The following is a 25018-nucleotide window of genomic DNA, read 5'->3' as shown; positions in this document are numbered from 1 at the left end:
TCCTTATTATGTATTGCTTTGAGCGTTGTTTTCCGCCGCAGGCGGGGTCAATACCTGCACCGTATTGCCGCAGAAGACCAGCAGCTGCCTGCGGTCGGCCAGCAGACCCTGCGGGCGGGCCGAAAGGCTCTGGGTCCACTGGGAGGTGCCGTCGGTGGAAAGGCACTCCACGCCGTTGTCGGTGAGCAGATAGAACTGCGCACCGGAGCGGACGATGCGGTTGGACGCCTGCACCTGCGTGGTGTTCTCGACACCAAGGTCACGGCCCAGCATCACGGCCTGACAGAGCTGGCCGGAGGCCAGCAGAAGGGCAGTATTGCCCGAAGCGTCCACCGAGATGTCGCGGAGGGTCTGCCCGGTAAAGTCATAGGCTGCCCGCTCTCCGCCCGATGCGTTGTAGAGGACAGCGCGGCTGTCGCAGACGGCCAGGATGCTCTGGGAACCGGTCCAGCTCAGCCACTGAGCCGCGCCGCTTCCGCTGCCCACCAGCATGGGGTCGCCCTGCGCCAGGGTGACGACATAGAAATTCGTGACCATCTGGCCGCCGTTTACCGTCACCGCCGCCACTGCCAGCCGCCGCCCATCCGGCGAAAAGGCCAGCCGCAGCGGGGTGCCGTCGGCGATGGTGAGGCTCCAGCTCAGCAGCTGCTCCATTGAGGACGAGTAGACCCGAAGCCGGGCCGCGCTGCCGGGGTCCTCTGTGACGACGGCCAGTGTGCCGTTGTCGGCCATGGCACAGAGGGTGATGCTGTTCTCCATCGTCTTGGTGTAGAGGTTCTGGGTTCGGCTCTCCACCCGCAGCTCATTGCCCGAGCGGTTGTAGAGCACAAAGCGGTTCTTGCCCACAGCCAGCGCAGGGCGGGCGTAGCCGCTCTGGATGGAGTTGAGCCGGGTGCCGGTGCGGGACCAGACCACGCACCCTTCCTCGCCCAGCTCCACAAAGCTGCTGTTCATGGAGGCAAGCTGTTTCACCTCCATGACGCCGGTCTGCTGGGGCCAGCCCGTGCCGGGGAAGAGCAGGATGCGGGCGGTATCGGCCCAGTCCTTGGCCATGGCAACAGAGCTGCCCACGATGCCGGTGGTGAACAGCACCACCAGCGTCAGTGCCACGACGATGAGTGCCGTGCGGCGGATGCGCCGGTTCCGCACCCGCTCGCGGGCCTGCTCGAGGTATTCGACCCGTCCCGCCGAAAGCGGCTCGTCCGACACAGGCCGGGTGCCGCGCTGTCTTTTTCTCATACTCTCCTGTCCCCTTTGTGCAATGACAGTGCTCCCAAAGGGGCGTTTTCCCTCCGGGAGCATCGGTCGTGTTTGCGTTATTCTATGGGCGTATCGTAGTCCACGCTCTTGAGGAAAAGCCCTTTCGCCGCCAGCGTCGGCCCGGCGTTTTTGCGGTCGCGGCTGGCGAGGATGCCCGGCACGGCCTCAGGCGCAAGACGCCCCGCGCCGGCCTCACAGAGGGTGCCTGCAAGGATGCGCACCATGTTGTAGAGGTAGCCGTCTGCCGTCACCGTGATGTCGATGTCGTCGCCCCGGCGCTGAACGTCACAGGCCGTGATGGTGCGCACGGTGTCGCCGTGAGCCGCAGCCGAGCTGCCCGAGGCGCAGAGGGCGAGGAAATCGTGCTTTCCCACAAAATACTGCGCCGCCTGCTGCATCTTGTCCGCGTCCAGCCGCCCCGGCATTTTGGTGTAATACCGCGCTGCAAAGGGCGAGTCGATCTGGCTGTTGTGGATGCGGTAGAGATAGGTCTTGGTGTGGGCCGCATAGCGGGCGTGGAAATCGTCCGGCACCACCCGCGCTTCCAGCGCCCGGATGTCCGGGGGCAGGTGCTGGTTCAGCGCCAGCGGCAGCTTTGCCGCCGGGATGCGGGTGTCGGCGTGGAAGTTGAGCATGAAGCCCAGCGCGTGGACGCCGGCGTCGGTGCGGCTGCAGCCCTTGATGTCGGGCCGACAGCCCAGCACCGCCTCCAGGGCGTCCTGAAACGCAGCAGCTACGCTCCGCCCGTTGGGCTGCACCTGAAACCCGCAGTAGTTCGTGCCGTCGTATGCTAAAGTAAGAAGATAATTCATCAATGAAATTACAACTTTCCCGTCCGTATCATTCAAAATCGGAGAAACGAGAAAAAAGCGTTTAGCGAAGCGGCTAGCTTTTTTCCGTTTCGACATCCTCTTTGGGATTATCAAGGGCGAGCAGCCCTTGATTCGTGGATCCAGCGCGTCGAAATCGCTGGTGGTTTTCTGGTTCTCTTTTGACATCAAAAGAGAACATATCTATCGCACTTTAGAAATTCGGGAACACCAATCTCGAAGCGAGGATCACCGCAAAACACGCAATGCACACTGCAAGGTCGATATAATCCTGCTTTTCGCACCGCAGCACCTTGAGGCGGGTGCGTCCGTCGCCGCCGCGATAGCAGCGGCACTCCATAGCCATGGCCAGCTCGTCGGCGCGGCGGAAAGCCGAGATGAACAGCGGCACCAGCACCGGGACCAGCGCCTTGATGCGCTCGGTCATCTTGCCGTTGTCCAGCTGCGCACCACGGGCTTTCTGGGCGTTCATGATCTTGTCGGTCTCCTCGATGAGGGTAGGAATGAACCGCAGCGCGATGCTCATCATCATGGCCAGTTCATGCACCGGGAAGTGGAGCCTGCCAAGAGGCTTGAGCAGCTGCTCGATGGCGTCCGTCAGGACGATGGGACTGGTGGTGTAGGTCAAAAGGCTCGTGCCTGCGATGAGGGCCATGACACGCACCGCCATCAGTACAGCATACCGGATGCCCTCCGCGTAAACGGTCAGAAATCCGAGCTTGAACACCGGGTCGCCCTCGCCCGAGACAAAGAAGAGGTTCAGCACCGCCGTAAAGACGATGATGGGGAAGATGGGCTTCAGGCTCTTGAGGATGAGCTTGAAGGGAATTTTCGCTACCGCGTACATCACGGCGAGGAAAATCAGCGAAAGCGCAAGGCCCAGCGGGTTGGACGCCGCAAAGAGCAGCACGATATACAGGATGGTCAGCACCAGCTTGAGCCGGGGGTCAAAACGATGGACGAGGCTGTTGCCGGGGAAGTGCTGGCCGATGGTAATATCTCTCAGCATCCGGCTGCACCCCCTTTCTGATCATCATCCCGGGGTAAGACGAGGGTCTCCCCTGCATCCCGCCGGGCTTTTGCCGCCAGGATCATCTTGACGGCGTAGGGGATGGTGTAGACGTCCGCCGGGACGTCCACGCCCATCTCCCGCAGCTTGAGGAAGATCTTCGTCACCTGCGGCACGGAGAGGCCCAGTTCCAGCAGCTCGGGAGCGCGGGCAAAGACCTTCTCCACCGTGTCGTACATGGCGATCTTCTTCCGGCTCATCACCAGCACCTTGTCGGCGTACTTGGCAATGTCCTCCATGCTGTGGGAGACCAGAAGTACCGTAGTACCGGTCTTTTTGTGGTAGTCCTTCACCTCGGACAGGATCTCATCCCGTCCCTCGGGGTCGAGGCCGGCTGCAGGCTCGTCCAGAACGAGGATACGGGGCTTCATGGCCATAACGCCCGCCACGGCCACGCGGCGCTTCTGTCCGCCGGACAGCTCAAAGGGACTGCGCTCCAACAGTGCTTCATCGAGGCCGACGAATTCTGCCGCCTCGTGGACGCGCTTATCGACCTCCTCCTCGTCGAGGCCCATATTCTTCGGGCCGAAGGCGATGTCCTTATAGCACGTTTCCTCAAAGAGCTGGTACTCCGGGTACTGGAACACCAGACCCGTCAGGAAACGGAAATCCCGGATCTTTTCCGGCTCGGCCCAGAGGTCGCGGCCATCAATGATGATCTTGCCGCTGGTGGGTTTGTTCAGACCGTTCATGTGGGTGATGAGGGTGCTCTTGCCGGAGCCGGTGGCTCCGATGATGCCCACGAAATCGCCCTCTTCCACCTCAAAGCTCACGTCGTCCAGCGCGGTGACTGCGTTCGGCATACCGGGGTTGTAGACATAGCTCAGGTGTTCTACTTTGATAATGCTTGCCATGTTTCCGTCCCCCCTTACTTCAGCAGCTCATACAGAGCCTGTGCGCACTCGCCGGTGTCGATGATGCCTTCGGGCATGGGGATGCCGGCCTTGACCAGCTCATCCCGCAGCTCTGCGGCCTGCGGCACGTCGAGGCGGAGAGAACGGACTTTTTCGGTCTGGCTGAACACCTCTTTCGGGGTGCCTTCCATCACCACATTGCCCTGGCTCATCACCAGAACACGGTCGGCCTGCGCGGCCTCTTCCATGTAGTGGGTGATGGACACAACGGTGATGCCCAGATCCTTGTTGAGGTGGTGGATGGTCTGCATCACCTGCTCACGGCCGCGAGGGTCGAGCATGGCGGTGGCCTCGTCGAGGATGAGACAGTCGGGACGCATGGCGACGACGCCCGCAATGGCGACGCGCTGCTTCTGGCCGCCCGAGAGGTTGTGGGGTGCGCGCTCCCGGAACTCGTAGATGCCCGCCATCTTCATGGCGTCATCAACGCGGCGGCGCATCTCTTCCGGCGGAACACCGAGGTTTTCCAGCGCGAAAGCCACGTCTTCCTCTACCACCGTGGCGACGATCTGGTTGTCCGGGCTTTGGAACACCATGCCCACGGTCTGGCGGATGTCATAGAGCTTGTCATCATCGGCGGTGTCCATGCCCTCGACGTACACCTTGCCCTCCTCCGGCAGGAGGATGGCGTTGAAGTGCTTGGCAAGGGTGGATTTGCCGCAGCCGTTTGCGCCCAGCACGGCCACGAACTCGCCCCGCTTGACCTGCATGGAGACGCCGTTGAGCGCGTAGCCGGGCTGCTCCGAGTCGTAGCGGAACTTTAAGTTTTCTGCTGTCAGTATCGTTTCACTCATTTGTTTTCTCTTTCTGGTGGTGCGCCCCTCTGAAAGGGGCTGTACCCCATTCTTAGATGTTAACCTCTCCGTCAATGCTTCGCATTGCCACCTCTCCTATCGAGGAGAGGCCTTGGCATTCCGTAAAGCTTTATCTCTTCGCCAGAGGCTCCCCTCGCTAGGGGAGCTGTCGAGCGATAGCGAGACTGAGAGGTTTACTCTTCCCAAATCGCCGTCGCGCCGCAGGGGACGACGCCACCGGTGGCGGAGACGGGCAGGCCGATCTCGTCGCAGCTGGTCTTTCCGCCAAAGCGGGGGATCAGCGTCGTCTTGAGCATATACTCCATGACGGCGGGCGAAAGGCCGGTGGTGTAGCTGTTGACCGCAAAGAAGAGCGGCTTGTCGCTCAGCACCTCTTCGCACTGGCTGATGAGGTCGTAGATGCAGTCTTCCAGCTTCCAGATCTCGCCGCCGGGGCCGCGTCCATAACTCGGCGGGTCCATGATGATGCCGTCGTAGGTGTTGCCGCGGCGCTTCTCGCGGGCGACGAACTTGGCGCAGTCGTCCACCAGCCAGCGGATGGGCCGGTCGGCGAGGCCGCTGGCGGCGGCATTGTCCTTGCCCCATGCGACGATGCCCTTGGAGGCGTCCACATGGCAGACGGTAGCGCCCGCCGCCGCGCAGGCCAGCGTTGCACCTCCGGTGTAGCCGAAGAGGTTCAAAACTTTAATGGGCCGGCCTGCGGCACGGATCTTCTTGGCGTACCAGGCCCAGTTGACGGCCTGCTCCGGGAAGACGCCGGTGTGCTTGAAGCCGGTGGGGCTGACGATGAGGGTCAGCTTATCCTCCCCTTCTCCACAGGTGATCTTCCACTTTTCGGGCAGACGGCGGCGGTACTCCCACTCGCCGCCGCCCTGATTGGAACGGTGGTAAACGGCGTCCGCCTTGGCCCAGAGGGGGCTCTGCTGGGGCGTCTTCCACACCACCTGCGGGTCAGGCCGGACAAGCAGCGTCTCGCCCCAGCGTTCCAGCCGGTTGCCGTCGGTGGCATCCAGCAGCTCGTAGTCTTTCCATGTATCTGCAGGGCGCATATGCGTCCTCCTTCCTGCTTTTTATCTCTATCTTAACCTTCGATGATTCGCTCGTTGATTTTATCCACGATGCGCTTGGCGCACAGGTCGATGGCCTCGAGGTCCTGGCCCTCCACCATGACGCGGATCTTCGGCTCAGTTCCGGAGACGCGCACCAGCACACGGCCCATGTCCATCAGCTTCTGCTGCTCCTTCTCGATGAAGTCGGCCAGCACCTTGTCACCCTTGTAGGCGGCCTTCTGGGCGGCGTTGGCCACCACATTCACCAGCACCTGAGGGTACTGGGCGTAGATGCCGTTCAGCTCGCTCATCTTTTTGCCACTCTCGGCCAGCAGTTTGAGCAGCTTGCCGGCAGTCAGCTCACCGTCACCGGTGGTGGCGTGGTGGAGCAGGATAACGTGGCCGCTCTGCTCGCCGCCGATGGCGTAGCCGTTCTCCCGCATATTCTCGAGAACATAGCGGTCGCCGACGGCGGTCTTCTCGGTGTGGATCCCCTGGCACTCCATAAACTTGATGAAGCCCAGGTTGGACATGACGGTGACGACCGCAGTATTGCCGTCCAGACGACCCTTTTCCTTCATGTTCATGGCCAGCAGGGCGATGACCTTGTCGCCGTCGATCTCCTGACCCTTCTCGTCGCAGGCGAGGCAGCGGTCCGCGTCGCCGTCAAAGGCGATGCCGCAGTCAAAGCCGCCCTCGATGACAGCCTTTTCCAGATTGTCCAGATGGGTGCTGCCCACACCGGCGTTGATGTTCTTTCCGTCAGGCTCCACGCCGATAAAGGTACACTTTGCGCCCAGACGGGGGAACAGCTGCCGGGCTACTGCTGCAGAGGCACCGTTGGCGCAGTCGATGCAGACGTTCAGGCCGGACAGGTCGCCGTTGATGGACTCATACAGGTGGTCAGCGTAGTCCTTGATGCCGTCGGTGCGGTAGGTCACGCGGCCCACATCGTCGCCGGTGGCCAGCTTGAGGCCCGCGCACTTATTGTCGATGTAGGCTTCAATTTCGTTCTCCACCTCGTCCGGCAGCTTGTAGCCGGTGCCGGCGAAGATTTTGATGCCGTTGAATTCCATCGGGTTGTGAGACGCCGAGATGACCACGCCGGCGTCGGCGTTGTACTTGCGCACCAGATAGGCCACGGCGGGAGTGGGGACGACGCCCAGACTCTCGACGTCCGCGCCCACGCTGCACAGACCGGCAGTCAGGGCAGCTTCCAGCATATCACCGGACTGGCGGGTGTCCTTGCCGATGAGGATACGGGGCTTGTGGCCAGTGCTGCTGGTCAGCACGGCGGCAGCGCCGCGTCCGATGAGCATCGCCATCTCACAGGTCAGGTCTGCACCAGCCACGCCGCGCACACCGTCGGTACCAAAATACTTTCCCATAGTAAATACCTCACTTAAAATAAGCTCTGCTGTCCATTGTCCTCGGCGCTGTCGCTCTCAGGCGCTTTCAGGCCGAGATGCTCATAAGCCAGCCGGGTGGCGCAGCGGCCTCGGGGCGTCCGGGTCAGAAAGCCCATCTGCATCAGGTAGGGCTCACACAGGTCTTCCAGCGTCACGGCCTCTTCGCCGAGGGCTGCGGCCAGTGTTTCCAGACCCACCGGGCCGCCGTTGTACATTTCTATGATGGCGCGGAGCAGGCTGCGGTCCAGTTCATCCAGACCCAGCGCGTCCACGTCCATCCGCTTGAGGCTCAGCAACGCCACATCCCGGTCGATGATGCCGTCGCCCAGCACGGTGGCAAAGTCGCGCACACGCTTGAGGAAGCGGTTCGCCACACGGGGTGTGCCGCGGCTGCACTTGGCCAGCTCATAAGCACCCTCGGGGGTGATGGGCTGGTCGAGGATGCCCGCCGAGCGGATGATGATATTGCTCAGCTCGTCGGGGCTGTAGAGCTCCAGCTTGAGCAGCACGCCGAAGCGGTCGCGCAGAGGGCCGGTGATCTGGCCCGCACGGGTGGTAGCACCCACCAGCGTGAACCGGGGCAGATTGATGCGGATGCTCTGGGCGCTGGGGCCTTTGCCTATCATAATATCCAGCGCGTAATCTTCCAGTGCCGGGTAAAGCACCTCTTCCACCTGCCGGGAGAGGCGGTGTATCTCGTCGATGAAGAGGACGTCGCCCTCCTGCAGATTGGTCAGCAGGGCGGCGAGGTCGCCGGGCTTTTCGATGGCCGGGCCGCTGGTGATGCGGATCTGCACCCCCATCTCGTTGGCGATGATGCCCGCCAACGTCGTCTTGCCCAGACCCGGAGGGCCGTAGAGCAGGATGTGGTCCATGGGCTCGCCCCGGCGCTTGGCCGCTTCGAGATAGATTTTCAGGTTCTGTTTGACCTTTTCCTGTCCGATGTAGTCCTCCAGATGCTGGGGGCGGAGGTTGTTTTCCTCGCTGTCCGCCACCGTCATCCCGGGCTGCATCATTTTTGCGCCATAGAGCGCGGTATCGTCTTGCATCGTTTACCTCCTGCCCGCCATGCTGCGCAGCGCCAGTTTGATGATCTCTTCCACCGGGAGCGTACCGTCGATCTTGGAGACGGCCAGTGCGGCTTCGCTCTGGCTGTAGCCCAGCGACACCAGCGCGGCGATGGCCTGTCCTGCCCCCTGTGCGGCGGCGGTGTCCGAAGCAGCGCCCGCCACGTTTTCCAGGTCGATGCCGGCGGCAAAGCCTTTGGCGACCTTATCTTTCAGTTCCAGTACGATGCGCTGGGCCAGCTTGGGGCCGACACCGGACGCGGCCTTGAAGGCTTTGTGGTCGCCCGCCGAGATGGCCAGCGCCACACGGTCGGGTTCCATGACGCTCAGGATGGCAAGCCCCACCTTCGCGCCCACGCCCGACACCGAGGTGAGCAGCTCAAAACAGGCCTGCTGCTCCTCGCTGGCAAAGCCGTAGAGGCTGACGTCGTTCTCGGTGACGTTCATCACCGTATAGACGGTGGCTTCGTTCCCCACGCCGGGCAGCGCACCGGCCACGCTGGCCGGACACTGGGCGTAGTACCCCACGCCGCCGCAGCAGATGACCACAGCGTTCAGGGTCTTTTTGATGATCTTTCCGGTTAAGCTGTATATCATAATAACAACCTCAAATCGGCCCCGGCACACGCCGTACAAAGCGGTTGAGCTGGCTGCCGTTGGTGTGGCAGAAGGTGATGGCCATCGCCAGCGCGTCGGCGGTGTCGTCGGGCTTCGGGATGGCGGGCAGATGCAGCAGAATGCGGGTCATCTCCTGCACCTGCTTTTTCACGGCTTTGCCGTAGCCGGTGACGGCCTGCTTGACCTGCATCGGGGTGTACTCGTAGATAGGCAGACCCGCCTGCGCCGCCGCCAGCAGGATGACGCCGCGCGCCTCAGCCACGCCGATGACGGTGGTCTGGTTGTGCTGGTAGAACAGCTTTTCGATGGCCAGCACCTCCGGCTGCGTCCGCTCGATGACCTCTTTGACGCCCGCATACACTTCGTCCAACCGCCGCTCGAACGGCACGCCGGCGTCGGTACACACCGCGCCAAAATCCACCGGTGCAAAGCGGTTTCCCGCGTAATCCACCACGCCCCATCCCACGATGGCGTAGCCCGGGTCGATGCCCAATACTCTCATTCTGCGATACCTTTCCTATTGTAATCATCTTATTATAGCACACCTATAAAAAAGGGGCAACGATAACCTTTTAACTCCCAGCCTTCGCCCGCTTTCCCGCCCCTCCGGCAGAGGCGTCCCGGCCAGCCCCGGAAAGATTTTTTGAAGATTTTTGCAAAAAGGGCTTGATTTTTATTCCATCCTATGCTATCATAATTGAGCTGACTACAGCAAAACAGAATATGGACGGTTAGCTCAGCTGGTAGAGCATCTGCTTGACGTGCAGGAGGTCACAGGTTCGAGTCCTGTACCGTCCACCATACAGTTCGTACTCGAACCCAATTCTTTACGAAAAAGGGTTCGGGTACGTTTTTTGTTTATCGGAGGTTCTGCGGAAGGACTACTCGGAACGGTAAACGAGCAAAGGCAGGGTATCACTATGATAGTGGTATCCTGCCTTTTGCTTTGCGGAATCAAGTTCGCTTTGTGCGAACTTGATCGCCACCTATATGGCGCATTGAGGGCAATTGCTGCGTACGTGCGTACCGGGAGCCTGTACACCTCTGGCAAGGTGTAACACACTAGACTTTGTTCCAAAGTCCGTGTGCTAAGGGGGCAGGCTCCTTAGAATTCCTGTGGAGTGTGTACGCACGTACGCAGGAAAACGGCAAAATTTCACTATATCGGGGTGTTCTTTCATTGGAGAGTATGGTATACTCGGCTTAGTTCAACAAATCAAAATTTGGCGAGGTGATTTACATGAAAAAGAGCGCATCAAGAATCGTCGGTTTGGTAATGCTGATTATAGCTGTTGCATTTATAATGTTTGCGGTGAACCATCCAGAAATGAGTTTTCCTTGGAACAATACCATTACTTGGTTACTGTATGGTTTGTATGTTCTTGTGACAGTCGTGCTGCTTATTGCGCCTAAGATGAAGAAGTAAACAATTCCAGTTTGCCGTACTCGTTCCCAGCAGGGTTTGGGGCAGGCACGCCCCAACAAGAGCACTTCGGAAACTCACAAGAGGTGAAGAAGTGAAGTCCCGGATGGGCAGAAAATTTTCAAAAATTGAAAATTTGTGGCCACGGGACGATTCTTGCTCTCCCCTTTTTCGCTGCGTTTCGTAATTTTCACATTTCAATCTGCTCGCAGATTGTTGACAAGCTGCGCTTGACCCGATACTATAAAGGCAAGTCGAATACACGCCAAGGAGGTGCAACCATGACCGCCGTGATCTACGCCCGCTATTCATCTGACAGCCAGCGAGAAGCGTCCATTGAAGGACAACTGCGCGACTGCAAGGACTACGCCGAGAAGAACGGTATTACAGTGGTCGGCACCTACATCGACCGTGCCTACTCTGCCAAGACGGATGACCGTCCAGACTTCCAGAGGATGATCAAGGACAGCGCGAAGAAAATCTTCGATGTGGTTCTGGTCTGGAAGCTCGACCGCTTTGCCCGGAATCGGTTCGATGCCGTGAACTACAAGTACCAGCTGGAAAAGAACGGTGTCCATCTGGTGTCTGCCATGGAACCCATCTCGCAGGGGCCTGAAGGCATTATGGTGGAGAGTATGCTGATTGGCATGGCGGAATACTATTCCGCCGAACTCGCCCTGAAAGTGGCGCGCGGTGAGCGCGAAAACGCCCTCCAGTGCAAGTACAACGGCGGTGTGGTGCCGCTGGGCTTCACCATTGGCAAGGAGGACAGGCTGTACCATATCGACCCGGAGACGGCTCCCATCGTGCAAGAAATCTTCACCCGGTATGCCGACGGCGAACCGGCTGAGAAGATTGCGGCATCCCTGAACGAGCGCGGCCTGCGTACCCGCACCGGAAAGCCGTTCGTGAAGAACAGCTTCTTCCAGATCTTCCGCAACCGCCGCTACATCGGCGAATACCGCTACAAGGACATCGTGACGCCAGGCGGCATTCCGGCCATTGTTGACAAGGACTTGTTCGACCGGGTGCAGCAGCGTTTCGAGCAAAACAGGATCGCCCACGGTCGGCCTGCAAAAGAGGATGTGAGCTATCTGCTAACCACCAAGCTGTTCTGTGGCAAGTGCGGTACGCTCATGGGCGGCGAGAGCGGCACCAGCCACATGGGAAATACCTACTATTACTACAAGTGCGGCAATGCCAAACGCCACGGCAAGGCGCACTGCGACCTGAAAGCCATCCGCAAAGAGCCGCTGGAACGGTTCGTGGTGGAGACTGCCATCAAGGTGATTTTCAGCGATGAAATCATCGAACGGCTGATAGATTTAGTCATGGAAGCCCAGCAGAAGGAGAACACCCGGCTGCCTATTCTGAAAGACCAGCTCCGTGATACGGAGAAGCGGCTGGCAAACCTTCTGGAAGCTATTGAACAGGGCGTCCTGACCCCGACCACCAAGCAGCGGTTGGACGAGCTGGAAGCCCGGAAAGAAGCCCTGAACACCAGCATTCTGGAAGAAGAGCTGAAAAAGCCCGTCCTGACCCGTGAGTGGATTCGGTTCTGGCTTGAAAAATTCCGCAAGGGTGACATGAGAGACATGGAGCACCAGCGACAGATCATTGATACCTTTGTCAACTCGGTCTACGTCTTTGACGACCGGGTCGTGCTCAATTTCAACTTCACGGATGATTCCAAAACCATCTCCCGTGAAGAGGTGTTGGGTTCGAGTGCTGTGGAGAATGCTCCACCACAAAAATCCCAAGTCGTTTGACTTGGGATTTTTTGCGTGGGCGGTGCAGGACGAGAACAGGGCGGCTGTGCGGTTTCCGGCTTGCAAAATTCACTCTATCGGGGGTGTTCTTTCCTTAGCGGGTGTGATATACTCGGCTCAACAAATCGGAAGTTGTGGAGGTAATTATCAATGAGAAATATTTACGATAATAGTGAATTTTTTGCCGCATATGCGGAAATGGGAAGAAGCAAAGATGGTCTGAAAGCTGCTGGAGAGTGGCATCAGTTGCAACCGTTATTCCCTAAATTACAGGGAAAAAAAGTTTTGGATTTAGGATGTGGTTACGGTTGGCATTGCAAATATGCCGCACAAATGGGAGCTACTGAAATTCTTGGTATTGATAGTAGTCAAAAAATGATTGCAAAAGCAGTAGCTGATAACTCTGATGACAAAATCAAGTATAAAGTTTGCGGTGTTGAAGAATACATTTATCCTGAAAATACTTATGACCTAGTTGTTTCTAACCTAGTACTGCACTATATCGAAAATTTAGCTAATGTCTATCAAAAGGTGTATTGCACATTAAAAGTAGGTGGGTATTTCCTATTCAATATTGAACATCCGACTTTCACCGCAGGTGTTAATGAGGATTGGATTTATGATGAAAATGGGAAACCTAAATATTGGCCAATCGACAATTACTATTACACAGGCGAAAGAGAAACCAATTTTCTTGGTCAACGAGTAATTAAACAGCACCACACATTAACGCAGATATTGAATCCACTTATAAAATGTGGTTTTCAAATTGAGGCTATTGAGGAAGCAATGCCTTCGGCAGATATGATGGGTATGCCGGGAATGTGTAATGAAATGCGTAGACCTATGATGTTGTTGGTTAAGGTTAAAAAGGTTTAATAAACAACTTCCAGTTTGTCGTACTCGTTTCCAGCAGGGTTTGGGTCCGCCATCTGGTAAGAGCCATCCGCTTCGGCTGATGGCTCTTGTTGTTTTATCTGGCGCTTTACCGGGGTGTATGATATACTCAGACAGACAAAGGAGAAGAAACATGAACTACTACACCGCCCCCATGGAGGGCCTCACTGACCGAATCTGGCGTCAGGCGCACCAGCGCTGGTTCGGGGCGCCCGGCGCGCCTGCCCGCTATTATGCCCCCTTCATCTCCCCACCCGAGAACCGGGTGCTTATCAAAAAGAAGATGGCAGAGCTGGACCCGGCGGCGAACCCCGGTGCGCCGGTCATCCCCCAGCTGCTGGCCAAAGACGGCGCACTGGCCGCCTGGATGATCGGCGAGCTGCGGAAGATGGGCTACACCGAAGTCAACCTCAACTTCGGCTGTCCCTCCGGCACTGTCACCGCCAAAGGCAAGGGTGCCGGGATGCTGCGCGACCTCTCGAAGCTCGAAGTCTTTCTCGACGAAGTCTTCTCGCAGGCCGAAGGCCCCATCTCGGTCAAGACCCGGCTGGGCGTCACCAGCCCGGAGGAGTTCGAAGCCATCCTCGACCTCTACGACCGCTACCCCATCTGTGAGCTGACCGTCCACCCCCGGGTCATGCGCCAGCTCTACCGGGGCGAGGCCGACCGCGCCGCTTTTGCAAAATATCTGCCCCACTGCCGGATGCCCGTCTGCTACAACGGCGACATCACCACCCCGGCCCAGCTGAAAGCACTGGAAGCGGAGTTCCCGAACCTCTCCGGCATCATGGTGGGGCGGGGCATCATCGCCGACCCGGCCCTGCTTCGGCAGGCTGTGGGCGGTGCGCCCGCTTCGAAGGAAGAACTGCGGGGCTACCTCGACGAGCTCTACCACGGCTACACCGAGGCCTTCGGCATGGCCAGCTGTGCCGTCAGCCGGATGAAAGCCCACTGGCACTACCTCATCCAGCGGTTCGAGGGTTCCGAAGCTTTCGAGAAGCAGCTGCGCAAGGCCCGGGAGGGCTGGGAGTATGAGGTGGTGGTGAACCAGCTGTTCACTCTGCCGCTTTTATGAGCCTGTGAGCAGCGCGAGGCTGAGAGGTTTATAAAACAAAAAGCCTGCCGTCCCGTAGGACAGCAGGCAAAAGGCAGAGATTCTCAGACGTTCAGATAGCTGCGCAGCATAGCCTGCAGCAGATCATCACGGTCCACTTTGCGGATGAGGGAACGAGCCCCCTTATAAGTCGTGATATAGGTAGGATCTTCGGACAGGATATAGCCCACCAGCTGGTTGACGGGGTTATAGCCTTTTTCCTTGAGTGCGTCGTACACCTGCTGCACGACTTCATGGATCTCGATGTCCTTCTGATCGTGGATGGAGAAAATGGCAGTTGCGTCGCCCACGAAATACACCCCCTTAAATAACTATGATTTATTGTACACGACTTGCGGCAAAACTTCAAGTTTTCCCAGTGAGATTTGCACATTTTGCTTAAATTTTTCCGATTTTATCATGCAAATCAGCGAAGCTGTTTTTGCAGAAAAGAGGCATATCATGATATACGGCATCGGCTGCGACCTCTGCGACACTGCCCGGATGGCAAAAAGCCTCGGCGGCCCCCATGGCTCCACCTTTGCGGCCAGAGTCTTCGGCCCGGCGGAGCGGGAGGCGCTGGGGCTTTCGGAGAAAGCTCCTTTCCCCCTCAGCGCCCATAAAGCCGCCAGTGCGGCGGCGGATTTCGCCGCGAAGGAAGCCTTCCTCAAAGCGGCCGGCACCGGCCTTGCAGGCCCCTTTGCGCTCTGTGAGATAGAGGCCGTCCGGCTGGAAAGCGGCGCGCCGGAATACCGCTTTTCGGGCGGCAGCGCCCAGTGGATGGACGAGCGTCATCTGAGGGCGAAGCTTTCCCTCAGCCACGACGGCGGCATGGCGCTGGCCTTCTGCATTCTGGAAACGGAAACCTGATTTTCTCTCCTGCATACAATGAGAGCAAGCTGCCCGCGTATGCATAGCCTGCCCCCGGCCTGTCCATAATAAGGCCAGAGGACGGCACCGCGCACCACATAGCGGGCCTCCCAGTATGCAAGGAGGGAGTTTTCATGGAGGTACACAGAGGAGAAGTTTTCTACGCCGACCTTTCGCCCGTTGTCGGCTCCGAACAGGGCGGCGTCCGCCCGGTGCTCATCGTGCAGAATGAGATAGGAAACCGGCACAGCCCCACGGTCATTGCAGCCGCCATTACATCCCGGCTGGACAAAGCCCGGCTTCCCACCCACATCAACATCCGGGCCGAAGATACGGGCCTTGCCAAGGACAGCGTCGTGCTGCTGGAGCAGATACGCACACTGGATAAACACCGCCTGCGGGAGCGGGCCGGGCAGATCACTGCCGAGGACCAGCGCCGGGTGGACCAGGCGCTGGATGTGAGTCTCGGCCTGAGCTCCTATTAAACAAATGACCGCCCCCACGTTTTGTGGAGGCGGTCATCTGCTTTTTTATTGGAAGTTGGATGGTCACTCAGACTTCTGGACGCTGTCCTCTGCGTCGTGGAGCAGGGCATACTCACGGATCTTTTTCAGCGTCTGCTCGCTCAGGATATGCTCTGCCTTGCAGGCATCCTCGGCGGCGACGTCCTCATCCACGCCCAGCTGCACAAAGAAATGGGTCAGCAGGCGGTGGCGGCTATAGATGCGCTCTGCGATCTCGCGGCCCGGCTCAAGAAGGGTCAGGTTGCCCTCGCCATCCACCGCGATATAACCGTTCTCCCGCAGCTTCTTCATGGCAATGCTGACGCTGGCCTTGGTATAGCCCAGCTCGTTGACCACGTCGATGGAGCGCACACGGCCCATCCGCTGGGTCAGCATAAGGATAGTCTCGAGATAATCTTCTGCGGATTGGTGGATCTGCATGTTATCGGCCTCCTGCCTCGTAAATTCCCTGTCCGGGGCACACAGGCGTTCCGGTCCGGTTTGTTATAGGATACCACATTCCGTACCGTGTTGCAAGCCATTCGCAGAAAGTTTGTCTATTCAAACCAAATCTACCCCGCGTAATTTCGTCACTTTACCGTCTCGAGATAGGCCGCCGGGCCGGAAGTGTAGAGGTCGCCGCCGTGGGCGTCGAGGATGACCGTCAGGGGCATTTTTTCCACGGTCAGACGGCGGACGGCCTCACAGCCGAGGTCGGGCCACGCGATGACTTCCAGCGTCTTGACGCTCTGGGCCATCAGCGCACCGGCACCGCCCAGCGCAGCCAGATAGACCGCGCCGTTGCGGACGACGGCCTCTTTGACGGCGGCGTCCCGCTTGCCCTTGCCTATCATAATTTTATTGCCCAGGTCCAGCAGGCGGGGGCTCATGGCGTCCATCCGTCCGCTGGTGGTGGGGCCGGCGGAGCCGATGACTTCGCCCGGGCGCTCCGGCGTGGGGCCGACGTAGTAGATGGCGCTGCCCTCGAGATCAAAGGGCAGTTTTTCGCCCTTGTCCAGCGCTTCCAGCATCCGCTTGTGGGCCTGGTCGCGGGCGGTGTACACCACACCGGACAGCAGCACGGTATCGCCCGCTTTCAGGGGCGCGAGGTCTGCCGCCATGCAGGGAGTTGTCAGTTCGTATTGCATTTGCATTCTCCTTTAGCGTCCTGGCCCTCTCACAATGCGGCACTTGCCCGCCGGGTGACATGGCAGGAAACATTCACGGCCACCGGCAGACCGGCCACATGGGTGGGCATCTGCTCAATGGCAAGGCCGAGGCAGGTGGTCCTGCCGCCGAAGCCCTGAGGGCCGATGCCCAGCTCATTGATGGCCGTCAGAAGCTCTTTCTCGAGGTCAGCGTAATAGGGGTCGGGGTTCGGGACGTCCAGCGGGCGGAGCAGAGCTTTCTTGGCGAGATAGGCCACTTTATCAAAGCTGCCGCCCACGCCAACGCCCAGCACGATGGGCGGGCAGGGGTTGGAGCCGGCCAGCCTGACCGTCTCGATGACGAACTTCTTGAAGCCCTCCACGCCGTCGGCGGGCTTGAGCATCTGGATGCGGCTCATGTTCTCGCTGCCGAAGCCCTTGGGGGCGACGGTGATGGTGCAGCCGTCACCGTCCACCAGATGCACCGTGATGGCGGCGGGGGTGTTGTCGCCGGTGTTGCCCCGGCGCAGCGGGTCGGCCACGATGCTCTTGCGCAGATAGCCGTCGGTGTAGCCCCGCCGTACGCCCTCATGGATAGCAGCCTCAAAGCTGCCGTCGATATGGACGTCTGTACCCAGCTCCACGAAGACGCAGGCCATGCCGGTATCCTGACAGATGGGCAGATCCTCTTCTTTCGCCGCCGCGAGGTTCGACCAGAGCAGGTCGAGGGTGTTCTTTGCCAGCGGCCAGGGCTCTTCGGTCCGGGCCTTGTCCAGTGCTTCCTGCACGTCCCGGGGCAGGCGGGTGTTGGCCTCGATGCAGAGGCGGGCCACGGTGTCCGTGATCTGCTGCGCGGAAATGGTTCTCATAGGAGCTCCCTCCGTTTACAGGCGGGCCACGCCGCTCTCGCGGGCAGCTTTTGCCACAGCATTCGCCACAGCCTCGGCCACCCGGGGGTCGAAGGCACCGGGGATGATGTTCTCTTCGCTGCGGTCATCGTCGGTGATGAGGTCAGCGATGGCGTAGGCGGCGGCCAGCTTCATCTTGTCGTTGATGTCGCGGGCGCGGACGCTCAGAGCGCCCTTGAAGAGGCCCGGGAAGCAGAGGACGTTGTTGACCTGATTCGGGAAGTCGCTGCGGCCGGTGGCCATGACGCGGACGCCGCCGGCCTTGGCCTCGTCGGGCATGATCTCAGGGGTGGGGTTTGCCATGGCAAAGACGATGGCGTCCTTGTTCATGGTCTTGCACAGCTCGGTGGTCAGGATGCCGGGCTTGGACACGCCGATGAAGACGTCTGCGCCCTCAAGAGCTTCTTTCAGGCCGCCCTTGATCTGGCGGGGGTTGGTCACTTCGCCCAGCCAGTTCTTGTGGGCCTCGGCGCTGTTGCAGCCCTTATACAGGGTACCGAACTGGTCCACGGCGATGATGTCCTTCGCGCCGGCGGTCATCAGCATCTTGATGATGGCCGTACCGGCAGCGCCGGGGCCGTTCAGGACGATGTGGACGTCCTCCATCTTCTTGCCCACCACGCGCAGGGCGTTGATGAGGGCGGCGGTCACGACGATGGCCGTGCCGTGCTGGTCATCGTGGAAGACGGGGATGTCCAGCTCACGCTCCAGGGTCTCTTCGATCTCAAAGCACTCAGGGCTCTTGATGTCTTCGAGGTTGATGCCGCCGAAGGTGGGGGCGATGGCCTTGCAGGCCGCGATGACGCTGGCCGCGTCGTGGGCGTCGATGCAGATGGGGAAAGCATCCACGCCGCCGAACTCCTTGAACAGCACAGCCTTGCCCTCCATGACCGGCAGGCCTGCCTCGGGGCCGATGTCACCCAGACCCAGCACGGCGGTGCCGTTGGAGACGACAGCCACCATATTGCTCTTGAAGGTGTACTTGTAGACGTCGTCGGGGTTTTCCTTGATCTTGCGGCAGGGTTCAGCGACACCGGGGGTGTAGGCGGTGGACAGGTCATCGCGGGTCTTGACCTCCACCTTGCTCACGATGCCCACCTTGCCGTGGTGCGTCTCGTGCATTTCCAAAGCTGCTTTGTTGAAATCCATGGGTTTATCCTCCTTTATCAACCTCTCAGTCTCGCTGTCGCTCGACAGCTCCCCTAGCGAGGGGAGCCTCTGGCGAAGAGATAAAGCTTTACGAAATGCCAAGGCCTCTCCTCGATAGGAGCAACAACGACGACCGCCGCCAGTGGCGGAAACAGGGAGTCGCTGTTGGGGCCGCGGCCAGCAAGACGCAAGCAAAGCGCTGCGGATGCTGGGTGCCGCAACCCGGGCAGTGGCATTGCGAAGCAATGCCGGAGAGGTTATTCCTTATTATTACTCTCATTGTATCAGAACCCCCTCCCCATTTCCACCGATTTTCCGCCTTTTCGCACTCTCCGGCCCCAAAAGTCCGACAAAGGGCGGGGAGAGTGTGGAAATTTTGCAAAAAACTTTTCTTTTTCATTTTTACCCGATATAATAGAGGTTGTTTTTCGAACCACCGGCAAAATACCGGTCTACCAACAGGAGGGAATTCTTTTGAAGCGTATTTTCACCAAGGCACTCTGCCTTGTCTGCGCCGGCGCTCTGGCGCTGAGCCTCGCTGCCTGCGGCGGCAAGGCCGACAGTGCTGCATCCAGCACGGCATCTTCTTCCGCACTCGGCAGCGCGTCCGACTACGACTACCAGAACTTCAACTACAGCGATGGTCTGGACGAGAAGGGCTACTGGGAGGGCATCCGCGCTCTGGACTATGTGACCCTGCCCGAAGACTTTGCATCCGTCGCCATCAAGCGCTCGGACGTCGAGCCCACCAGCGAGGAAGTGGAGGAGCAGATCAGCGATCTGCTGAGCCAGTATTCCTCCACCGAGCACATCACCGACCGCGCTGCCGCCGACGGCGACACCGTGAACATCAACTATGTCGGCTCTGTGAACAACGTGGAGTTCACCGGCGGCAGCGCCGAGAACTACGATTTGACGCTGGGCAGCGGCACTTTCATCGACGGATTTGAAGACCAGATCATCGGCCACAAGCCCGGCGAGACCTTCGACGTCAACGTCACCTTCCCCGACGGCTACAGCGATTCCACCGACGCCAACGGCAACACCGTCACCCTCAGCGGCCAGAAGGCCGTCTTCACCGTAGTGCTCAACTACATCAGTGAGAGCGTCCTGCCCGAGCTCACCGACAGCTGGGTGGCCAGCACCTTCGGCACCTCCAACAACATCTACACCGTGGAGGCCCTGCGCGCCTACTATCAGGACCAGCTCTACACCTCCAACCTCAACACCGCCGTCATGGACGACCTGCTGGAAAACTCCACCTTCAAGTCCATCCCTCAGCAGGTGATGGATTATCAGGTCAACCAGTGCCTGAACTACTACAGCACGCTGGCGGGCTACTACGGCTATGACCTCGACGGCCTCGTCCAGAATCTGCTGGGCTACGAGAACACCGACGCCATGCTGGCCCACCTCGAGAGCAATCTGGAAGACTACTCCAAGGAAGCTCTGCTCTATCAGGCCGTGGCCGAGTCTCTGGACATCGCCCCCACGCAGGAGCAGATCGACACCTACTCCGCCTATGCGGACACCTACGGCCAGAACTACTGCACCATGGTGGCCCTGATGGACGCTGTCACCAGCACGCTGACCAGCGGCGCGGTCGTTTCCTGATTCGATCTGCACATAAGAAAATCCCTGCCGATGGCAGGGATTTTCTTTTGCTCATCATTCAGATAACATAGTCGTTGCCTGCCTCATCGGGTGCGGCGAGGTCGGCAAGGGTGATCTTTCCAAAGTAGTCCTCAATAAGGTCATCGAGGCCCTTCCACATATCATACGTGCGGCAGCTGCTCATCCGGGGGCAGGATGCCGCGCCCTGTGCAAGACAGCTCACCGGTGCAAGGCTTCCCTCGGTAAGGGTCAGGATCTCACCCACGGTGTACTGGTCGGGCTCGCGGGTCAGACGATAGCCGCCGCCCTTGCCGCGCAGACCCTCGAGGAAGCCGTTCTGCACCAGAACCTTGAGGATGTTTTCGAGGTATTTTTCGGAGATCTCCTGCCGGGCGGCGACCTCTTTCAGCGGGACATATTTTTCAGAGCGGTGCTCAGCCAAATCTATCATCACGCGCAGCGCATAGCGCCCCTTGGTGGAAACAATCATAGACATTCCTTTCTCTTCTTTCCTGTTATTATTGTGAGGCAGCTGGGTCAGCTGCGAAACACGCTTCCGTTCGTTTTAACCTATTATACAACAGGGTTTATAACTTTTCAATCAGAAATTTTCGATTTCTCATTGACAACTGCCCCAAAGGAGACTATAATACAGTCAAACCCACAAATCACATTGGTTTAACGGGAATATGAGGGACATCGAGACGACGCCGGCTTTATCCGGTGCAGCCGGGCGCATCGCCCGCAATAGGGAGGTTTACTATTATGAGCAAGATCTATACTTCCGCAGACCAGCTGATTGGCCACACCCCGCTGCTGGAGCTGACCCATATCGAGAAGGATGCAGACCTTTCTGCCAAGCTTCTGGCAAAGCTGGAATACTTTAACCCCGCCGGCTCCGTCAAGGACCGTATTGCCAAGGCCATGATCGATGACGCCGAGGCTTCCGGCAAGCTCAAGCCCGGCTCCGTCATCATCGAGCCCACCTCCGGCAACACCGGCATCGGTCTGGCTGCCGTGGCAGCTGCCAAGGGCTACCGCATCATCATCGTGATGCCCGAGACCATGAGCGTCGAGCGCCGCCAGCTGATGAAGGCTTACGGCGCAGAGCTGGTGCTGAGCGAGGGTGCCAAGGGCATGAAGGGCGCTATCGCCAAGGCCGACGAGCTGGCAAAAGAGATCCCCAACTCCTTCATCCCCGGCCAGTTCGTCAACCCGGCCAACCCCAAGGCTCACATCGCCACCACCGGCCCCGAGATCTGGGACGACACCGATGGTAAGGTTGACATCTTTGTGGCCGGCGTCGGCACCGGCGGCACCATCACCGGTGTGGGCCAGTACCTCAAGAGCAAGAATCCCGGCGTCAAGGTCGTGGCCGTTGAGCCCGCTACCTCCCCTGTCCTGAGCAAGGGTACCGCCGGTGCGCACAAGATCCAGGGCATCGGCGCAGGCTTCGTCCCCGACGTGCTGGACACCAAGGTCTACGACGAGATCATCACCGTCGAAAATGACGACGCCTTTGCCACCGGCCGCCTGATCGGCCACAAGGAAGGCGTTCTGGTGGGCATCTCTTCCGGTGCTGCTGTCTGGGCTGCCATCCAGCTGGCAAAGCGTCCCGAGAACGCAGGCAAGAACATCGTCGTCCTGCTGCCCGACACCGGCGACCGTTATCTGTCCACCCCGCTGTTTGCTGAATGATCCTCTCATTCCTTCCGCCCCTGCTGTGGCTTTCCGCCCGGCAGGGGCCTTTTGTTTGCCTTCGTGAGACGATATGGTGTGATTTTTTGCATTTTTGCAAACTTTTTGTGAATCTGAGGCTCTTCCGGGTTTTGCCTATTGACATTGCAGCGTGTTTGGAGTATATTTTTAGCAGTCGATGAGTAAGAGTGCTAAAGCAACAGAATGTAATCTCTCTCATCCGACATCAGATCTCAACTTCCGGTATGAATGGAGGCTTGACTTTATGAATACCAATCAATATACCCAGAAGACCCTTGAGGCTCTGCAGGCGGCGCAGCAGCTGGCTGTGGAGTATCAGCATAACGCACTGGAGCCGGAGCATCTGCTCCACGCTCTGGCGACACAGGAGCAGGGCCTTATCCCCCAGCTGCTCCAGAAACTGAATGTGGACGCAGGCAGCTTCTCCGCCGCTGTGGCCGAAAAGCTTTCCGCAATGCCCCGGGTGTCCGGCTCTGGCCGTGACCCCGACAAGGTCTATATCTCGCAGGCCACCGACAAGGTGCTGAGCGCCGCCGCCCGCGAGGCCAAGGCCATGAAGGACGACTACGTCAGCGTCGAGCATATCTTCCTCGCCCTGCTGGACGAGCAGACCCAGAACACCTCCGAGCTGTTCCGCGCCTTTAGCATCACGAAGGATAAGTTCTTACAGCAGCTCACCGCCGTGCGCGGCAACCAGCGCGTGACCAACGACAACCCCGAGGACACCTACAATGCCCTGCAGAAGTATGGTCAGGACCTCGTTGACCTGGCCCGCAAGCAGAAGCTGGACCCCGTCATTGGCCGTGACCAGGAAATTCGAAATGTCATCCGCATCCTGTCCCGTAAAACGAAGAACAACCCCTGCCTCATCGGTGAGCCGGGCGTCGGCAAGACGGCCATCGCCGAGGGTCTGGCCCAGCGTATCGTCCGGGGCGATGTGCCGGAAAACCTGAAAGACCGTACCGTGTTCAGCTTGGACATGGGTGCTCTGGTGGCTGGCGCAAAGTACCGCGGCGAGTTCGAGGAGCGTTTGAAGAGCGTCCTGAATGAGGTGAAGAAGAGCGAGGGCAAGATCATCCTCTTCATTGATGAGCTGCACACCATCGTGGGTGCCGGCAAGACCGACGGCGCAATGGACGCCGGCAATCTGCTGAAACCCATGCTGGCCCGCGGCGAGCTGCACTGCATCGGCGCGACCACGCTGGACGAGTACCGCCAGTATATCGAGAAAGACCCCGCTTTGGAGCGCCGCTTCCAGCCGGTTCAGGTGGATGAGCCTACCGTGGAAGACACCATCTCCATCCTGCGCGGCCTGAAAGAGCGGTACGAGGTGTTCCACGGCGTGAAGATCAGCGATAATGCACTGATCGCCGCCGCCACCCTCTCTGACCGCTATATCACCGACCGCTTCCTCCCCGATAAGGCCATCGACCTCGTGGATGAAGCCTGCGCCATGATAAAGACCGAGATGGACAGTATGCCCAGCGAGATGGACGACCTCGCCCACCGCATCACCCAGCTGCAGATCGAGCAGGTCAGCTTGAAAAAGGAGACCGACGCTCTGAGTCAGAGCCGTCTGCGCGACCTCGAAAAAGAGCTGGCCGAGCTGCAGGATAAGTTCCACAGCATGAAGGCAAAGTGGGAAAACGAGAAGAATGCCATCGGCAAGGTGCAGTCTCTGCGCGAGCAGATCGAGCAGACCAACGCCGCCATCGAGAAGGCACAGCGCGAATACGATCTGAACAAGGCCGCTGAGCTGAAATACGGCAAGCTGCCTCAGCTGCAGAAACAGCTGGAAGAAGAAGAGAAGATCGCCGCCGCCAAGAAGGAAGATAGCCTGCTGCGCGACCGCGTGACCGACGAGGAGATCGCCCGCATCGTGGCCCGCTGGACCGGCATCCCCGTGGAGAAGCTGGTGGAGGGTGAGCGCGAGAAGCTGCTGCATCTGGACGATGTGCTCCACAAGAGAGTCATCGGCCAGGATGAGGCCGTCACCAAGGTGAGCGAAGCCATCCTGCGCAGCCGCGCCGGCATCGCAAACCCCAACCGCCCCATCGGCAGCTTCCTCTTCCTCGGCCCCACCGGCGTCGGCAAGACCGAACTGGCAAAAGCTCTGGCACAGGCTCTGTTCGACGACGAGCGGAACATGGTGCGTATCGACATGACCGAGTATATGGAGAAGTTCAGCGTCAGCCGCCTGATCGGCGCGCCTCCGGGATACGTCGGTTATGAAGAGGGCGGCCAGCTGACCGAGGCCGTCCGCCGCAAACCCTACAGCGTCGTGCTGTTCGATGAGGTGGAAAAGGCTCACCCCGACGTCTTCAACATCCTGCTGCAGGTGCTGGACGATGGCCGCATCACCGACAGTCAGGGCCGCACGGTGGACTTCAAGAACACCGTCATCATCCTGACCTCCAACCTCGGCAGTGACATCATCCTGAACGACCTGGAGCAGCGCCGCGCCGAGGGCTCCAACGAGCTGAGTGAGGATGCCCGCAAGCAGATCGATCTGCTGCTGAAGAGCAAATTCCGTCCCGAGTTCCTGAACCGTCTGGACGAGATCGTCTACTACAAGAGCCTCACCAAGGACGAGACCCGCAAGATCGTGGATCTGCAGCTCGAAGATCTGCGCAAGCGGATGGACGAGGGCAAGCACCTCAAGCTGGACGTCACCACGGCAGCCAAGGACTTCATCATTGATTCCTCTTATGACAGCGTCTACGGCGCACGTCCCATCAAGCGGTTCATCCAGAGCCGTGTGGAGACGCTCATCGCAAAGGCCATCATTCAGGGCAGCTACACCGAGGGCGCGACCCTGACGGTGGACTACGACGGCACGGGCCTTGTGCTCCGCTAAAAACCGCAAACTTTTTACCTATTTTATCCCTCCTCCT

25 protein-coding genes and 1 tRNA gene are annotated in these 25018 nt (G+C 59.2%); 10 read left to right on the top strand and 16 right to left on the bottom strand.

Annotated elements, in window-relative coordinates:
- Positions 1–6: 6 nt before the first annotated feature.
- The 10 genes from J3349_RS12090 to ruvC all read right to left on the bottom strand — a co-directional run bounded on the left by J3349_RS12090 (position 7) and on the right by ruvC (position 9533).
- Positions 7–1239 carry a DUF5711 family protein gene (locus J3349_RS12090; RefSeq protein ID WP_207677585.1) on the bottom strand — a complete coding sequence of 411 codons (1233 nt, stop codon included), beginning with the start codon at positions 1237–1239 and terminating at the stop codon, positions 7–9.
- A gap of 77 nt (positions 1240–1316) precedes the next feature.
- Complete coding sequence (gene truA / locus J3349_RS12085) at positions 1317–2072, bottom strand: tRNA pseudouridine(38-40) synthase TruA (protein ID WP_207677584.1); 756 nt, start codon at positions 2070–2072, stop codon at positions 1317–1319.
- Between the two features lie 211 nt (positions 2073–2283).
- Positions 2284–3099, bottom strand: coding sequence for an energy-coupling factor transporter transmembrane component T (locus J3349_RS12080; protein WP_158396011.1), 816 nt, complete (start codon positions 3097–3099; stop codon positions 2284–2286).
- A complete protein-coding gene (locus J3349_RS12075; RefSeq protein ID WP_207677583.1) occupies positions 3093–4013 on the bottom strand; it encodes an energy-coupling factor transporter ATPase in 921 nt (306 codons plus the stop codon). Before J3349_RS12075 ends, J3349_RS12080 begins: the two co-directional genes overlap by 7 nt.
- A gap of 14 nt (positions 4014–4027) precedes the next feature.
- Complete coding sequence (locus J3349_RS12070) at positions 4028–4867, bottom strand: energy-coupling factor transporter ATPase (protein WP_158388111.1); 840 nt, start codon at positions 4865–4867, stop codon at positions 4028–4030.
- 194 nt (positions 4868–5061) lie between these two features.
- Complete coding sequence (locus J3349_RS12065; protein WP_158396005.1) at positions 5062–5937, bottom strand: class I SAM-dependent methyltransferase; 876 nt, start codon at positions 5935–5937, stop codon at positions 5062–5064.
- A 32-nt stretch (positions 5938–5969) separates the two neighbouring features.
- Positions 5970–7325, bottom strand: a complete 1356-nt coding sequence (gene glmM, locus J3349_RS12060) for a phosphoglucosamine mutase (protein WP_207677582.1) — start codon at positions 7323–7325, stop codon at positions 5970–5972.
- Between the two features lie 14 nt (positions 7326–7339).
- Positions 7340–8395 (bottom strand): Holliday junction branch migration DNA helicase RuvB, encoded by a 1056-nt coding sequence (gene ruvB / locus J3349_RS12055; RefSeq protein WP_207677581.1) that lies wholly within the window; start codon positions 8393–8395, stop codon positions 7340–7342.
- A gap of 3 nt (positions 8396–8398) precedes the next feature.
- A complete protein-coding gene (gene ruvA, locus J3349_RS12050) occupies positions 8399–9010 on the bottom strand; it encodes a Holliday junction branch migration protein RuvA (RefSeq protein WP_207677580.1) in 612 nt (203 codons plus the stop codon).
- 10 nt (positions 9011–9020) lie between these two features.
- Complete coding sequence (gene ruvC / locus J3349_RS12045; protein WP_158388107.1) at positions 9021–9533, bottom strand: crossover junction endodeoxyribonuclease RuvC; 513 nt, start codon at positions 9531–9533, stop codon at positions 9021–9023.
- 223 nt (positions 9534–9756) lie between these two features.
- Here ruvC and J3349_RS12040 point away from each other — a divergent pair.
- From J3349_RS12040 to J3349_RS12020, 5 genes are all read left to right on the top strand, one after another.
- Positions 9757–9832, top strand: a tRNA-Val gene (locus tag J3349_RS12040).
- A 439-nt stretch (positions 9833–10271) separates the two neighbouring features.
- Positions 10272–10457, top strand: coding sequence for a hypothetical protein (locus tag J3349_RS12035; RefSeq protein WP_005943483.1), 186 nt, complete (start codon positions 10272–10274; stop codon positions 10455–10457).
- Between the two features lie 278 nt (positions 10458–10735).
- A complete protein-coding gene (locus tag J3349_RS12030; protein WP_207677579.1) occupies positions 10736–12223 on the top strand; it encodes a recombinase family protein in 1488 nt (495 codons plus the stop codon).
- A gap of 150 nt (positions 12224–12373) precedes the next feature.
- Complete coding sequence (locus J3349_RS12025) at positions 12374–13102, top strand: class I SAM-dependent methyltransferase (protein WP_207677578.1); 729 nt, start codon at positions 12374–12376, stop codon at positions 13100–13102.
- A gap of 151 nt (positions 13103–13253) precedes the next feature.
- Entirely contained in the window at positions 13254–14195 is a 942-nt protein-coding gene (locus tag J3349_RS12020) for a tRNA-dihydrouridine synthase family protein (protein WP_207677577.1), read from the top strand.
- An 83-nt stretch (positions 14196–14278) separates the two neighbouring features.
- Here J3349_RS12020 and J3349_RS12015 read toward each other — a convergent pair whose 3' ends face one another.
- Positions 14279–14524: an IreB family regulatory phosphoprotein gene (locus J3349_RS12015; RefSeq protein ID WP_149794943.1), complete on the bottom strand. Its 246-nt coding sequence runs from the start codon at positions 14522–14524 to the stop codon at positions 14279–14281.
- 151 nt (positions 14525–14675) lie between these two features.
- Here J3349_RS12015 and J3349_RS12010 point away from each other — a divergent pair, with 151 nt between their 5' ends.
- Positions 14676–15083: a holo-ACP synthase gene (locus J3349_RS12010; protein WP_207677576.1), complete on the top strand. Its 408-nt coding sequence runs from the start codon at positions 14676–14678 to the stop codon at positions 15081–15083.
- 134 nt (positions 15084–15217) lie between these two features.
- The gene (locus J3349_RS12005; protein ID WP_015565247.1) at positions 15218–15568 is read left to right on the top strand and encodes a type II toxin-antitoxin system PemK/MazF family toxin; all 351 of its coding nucleotides are present in this window, start codon (positions 15218–15220) and stop codon (positions 15566–15568) included.
- A 63-nt stretch (positions 15569–15631) separates the two neighbouring features.
- On the opposite strand, the gene J3349_RS12000 is transcribed toward J3349_RS12005, so the two are convergent.
- The 4 genes from J3349_RS12000 to J3349_RS11985 form a co-directional block, all read right to left on the bottom strand.
- The gene (locus tag J3349_RS12000; protein WP_015565248.1) at positions 15632–16027 is read right to left on the bottom strand and encodes a metal-dependent transcriptional regulator; all 396 of its coding nucleotides are present in this window, start codon (positions 16025–16027) and stop codon (positions 15632–15634) included.
- A gap of 149 nt (positions 16028–16176) precedes the next feature.
- Positions 16177–16734 carry a Fe-S-containing hydro-lyase gene (locus J3349_RS11995; protein ID WP_207677575.1) on the bottom strand — a complete coding sequence of 186 codons (558 nt, stop codon included), beginning with the start codon at positions 16732–16734 and terminating at the stop codon, positions 16177–16179.
- 29 nt (positions 16735–16763) lie between these two features.
- Positions 16764–17603 carry a fumarate hydratase gene (locus tag J3349_RS11990; protein ID WP_207677574.1) on the bottom strand — a complete coding sequence of 280 codons (840 nt, stop codon included), beginning with the start codon at positions 17601–17603 and terminating at the stop codon, positions 16764–16766.
- A 15-nt stretch (positions 17604–17618) separates the two neighbouring features.
- The gene (locus J3349_RS11985; RefSeq protein ID WP_207677573.1) at positions 17619–18791 is read right to left on the bottom strand and encodes a malic enzyme-like NAD(P)-binding protein; all 1173 of its coding nucleotides are present in this window, start codon (positions 18789–18791) and stop codon (positions 17619–17621) included.
- Between the two features lie 474 nt (positions 18792–19265).
- On the opposite strand from J3349_RS11985, the gene J3349_RS11980 reads away from it, so the two are divergent.
- Positions 19266–20405 carry an FKBP-type peptidyl-prolyl cis-trans isomerase gene (locus tag J3349_RS11980; RefSeq protein WP_242699639.1) on the top strand — a complete coding sequence of 380 codons (1140 nt, stop codon included), beginning with the start codon at positions 19266–19268 and terminating at the stop codon, positions 20403–20405.
- Between the two features lie 58 nt (positions 20406–20463).
- On the opposite strand, the gene J3349_RS11975 is transcribed toward J3349_RS11980, so the two are convergent.
- Positions 20464–20895, bottom strand: a complete 432-nt coding sequence (locus tag J3349_RS11975) for an RrF2 family transcriptional regulator (protein WP_158403455.1) — start codon at positions 20893–20895, stop codon at positions 20464–20466.
- A 275-nt stretch (positions 20896–21170) separates the two neighbouring features.
- On the opposite strand from J3349_RS11975, the gene cysK reads away from it, so the two are divergent.
- Entirely contained in the window at positions 21171–22103 is a 933-nt protein-coding gene (gene cysK, locus J3349_RS11970) for a cysteine synthase A (RefSeq protein WP_207677572.1), read from the top strand.
- A gap of 265 nt (positions 22104–22368) precedes the next feature.
- Positions 22369–24981 carry an ATP-dependent chaperone ClpB gene (clpB, locus tag J3349_RS11965; protein ID WP_158395984.1) on the top strand — a complete coding sequence of 871 codons (2613 nt, stop codon included), beginning with the start codon at positions 22369–22371 and terminating at the stop codon, positions 24979–24981.
- Positions 24982–25018: the final 37 nt, after the last annotated feature.

The sequence above is a fragment of the Faecalibacterium sp. Marseille-P9590 genome, assembly GCF_017377665.1.
Taxonomy (GTDB): Bacteria; Bacillota; Clostridia; order Oscillospirales; family Ruminococcaceae; genus Faecalibacterium.
Note: the sequence above shows the minus strand (reverse complement) of the source record. Positions and strands in the feature narration are given on the sequence as shown.